The 2,317-nt window shown below is 59.0% G+C and carries 2 protein-coding genes and 1 pseudogene; 1 reads left to right on the top strand and 2 read right to left on the bottom strand.

Annotated features, from left to right (window positions below):
• Positions 1-735: UvrD-helicase domain-containing protein (locus ACXRVY_RS24875; RefSeq protein ID WP_458238505.1), on the bottom strand; the 735-nt coding region annotated here is incomplete at its 3' end.
• A 279-nt stretch (positions 736-1,014) separates the two neighbouring features.
• Here ACXRVY_RS24875 and ACXRVY_RS24870 point away from each other — a divergent pair.
• Positions 1,015-1,710: a pirin family protein gene (locus tag ACXRVY_RS24870; RefSeq protein WP_223458009.1), complete on the top strand. Its 696-nt coding sequence runs from the start codon at positions 1,015-1,017 to the stop codon at positions 1,708-1,710.
• Positions 1,711-1,897: 187 nt separating this feature from the next.
• On the opposite strand, the pseudogene ACXRVY_RS24865 reads toward ACXRVY_RS24870, so the two are convergent.
• A pseudogene (locus ACXRVY_RS24865) lies at positions 1,898-2,317 on the bottom strand (alpha-D-glucose phosphate-specific phosphoglucomutase); the annotation flags it as partial.

Here is a 2,317-nt window from a genome sequence, read left to right as displayed (position 1 = left end):
ACCTTGTGCAGACCGCAGGCTGAGGTTCTCGAAAGCCTGCAAACGCTCGAAACCTGGAAGACTGCGCACCATCGGCAGGATCCGCGAGTGAAAGGTGCGCACCAGATCCCGCGCCTCCTTGAAACTGATTGCGCGACCCCAGAGCGCAAACAGTTCGATCAGCTTGTTGATGAAATCCTTGCGCGACTCACGGGTGAAGGTCACCACCGTCATCGAACTCAGCTCGAAGCCCAGGTAATGGCTCAGCAGCAGGATACGCAGCACCAGCGTGGTCGATTTGCCCGCACCGGCACCGGCGATCACCGAGGTGGACGGCGTGTCGCTGAAGATCATTTTCCACTGGGCGGCGCTGGGTTGGGCATGGGCTGGCAACAATCGGGCGACATCTGCCTTCATGCGCTTCTTCAATTCAGCGTTCAATGGCAGGCGCCAATCGTCGAACAACAGGTCATCGACATTCGGTGGCCGGTGTTCAGTGGCGCGCGAGTCGCGGATCAGCAGGACCTGTCGACCCTCCTCCAGTCCTTCGAGCTTGCCTTCCTTGTAGCCGTAATCGACCCCGGCGCTATGGCCACTGCGAAAACCGTCAGCCTGGCCGTGCAACCACGATGCTCGGTGCTGGGCATGCAGGCGGGTCAGGCTGTAACCGAAGAATCGGGCGAGCAATCGCTTGATCAACGGCATCTCGGCCAAGGGACGAAGTTCAGGAGGAAGATCGGGGGTGTGTTGCGGCACGCGGGCTGACTCCAGGGTGTGAGGCTGTTGAGCGCTATGGTGTCTGCATTTGCCGTCGAGTTCTAGTCAATTGCTTATCACTCATTGGCTTATGCGATGAAGTGAAGGTTGAATGAGAAAATTTCGAGGTAGTTTTATATCAATCGATTCGATTGGAATGCTGCATTTTTTACGCTTTTTATCGATTGTTGCCTGTTGGATGATGGCCGTCATCACTCACCGGTCTCGCTTCGTGGCCCAGGCGCTTCGCCCCATGACGAACCTTTTCTGGAGACGATCATGCTTGAACTCAGACCTTTCAACTCGCTCGGCGGCGCTCACCACGGCTGGCTGGATGCGCACCATCATTTTTCGTTCGCCGAGTACTACGATCCCAAGCGCATGAACTGGGGCAACCTGCGGGTCTGGAATGACGACGTGATCGCCCCCGGCACCGGTTTCCCACAACACCCACACCGGGACATGGAAATCATCACCTATGTCCGCGAAGGCGCCATCACCCACCAGGACAACCTTGGCAACAAGGGCCGCACCGAAGCGGGCGATGTCCAGGTCATGAGTGCAGGCACCGGGATCGCCCACAGCGAGTACAACCTGGAAGCGACGCCGACCAGGATTTTCCAGATCTGGATCATCCCGAACGAATCCGGCCTGGCGCCGTCCTGGGGCGCCAAGCCGTTCCCGAAAGGCGAGCGCGAAGGTTTTGTCACCCTGGCCAGCGGCAAGGAAGGCGACGACCAGAGTTTGCGCATCCGCGCCGATGCCCGGCTGGTAGCCGCCAATCTGAAGGCTGGCGAGTCTGCCGAATACCATTTGGACAACGGTCGTCGTGCATACCTGGTGCCGGCCACCGGGGTCATTGAAGTCAATGGCTTGCGTGCACAAGCTCGAGATGGTGTGGCGGTTGCTGACGAGCAAGTGCTGCGGGTGACGGCCATCGAGGACAGCGAGATCGTTCTGGTGGACCTGGCCTGATCCGCTGGGCAAATCGCAAAAAAAGGGGCGACCGTGTTGGTCGCCCCTTTTTTGTTCTACCTGGGTAACTCCTGAAAGTCGTGCCCCTGTGGGAGCGAGCTTGCTCGCGATAGCGGTGTGTCAGACACATCAATGTTGAATGTACTGACGTCATCGCGAGCAAGCTCGCTCCCACAGGGTTGTGTGTTTATTTCGAGGAAATGGCCCCATCCACCAGCGTTTGCGCCTCGGCAACAAGCCGCTTGAGGTGGTCGTCACTGACGAAGCTTTCGGCGTAGATCTTGTAGATGTCTTCGGTGCCCGACGGACGCGCCGCGAACCAGCCGTTTTCGGTCATGACCTTGAGACCGCCAATGGCCTGGTCATTGCCCGGCGCGTGGCTGAGGATATTCTGGATCGGTTCGCCAGCCAGTTGGGTCGAGGTGACCTGTTGCGGCGACAACTTGCTCAGCAGTGCTTTCTGTTCCGGGTTGGCCTTGGCGTCGACCCGCACCGAGAACGGCTCACCCAGTTCATCGGTCAAGGCACGATACGCCTGGCTCGGGTCGCTACCGGTACGGGCAGTCATCTCGGCGGCCAGCAGGGCCGGAATCAAACCGTCCTTGTC

The organism is Pseudomonas sp. P5_A2_2 (genome assembly GCF_054177685.1).
The sequence above is the reverse complement of the archived record's forward strand: the minus strand, read 5'-3'. Positions and strand labels throughout refer to the sequence as shown.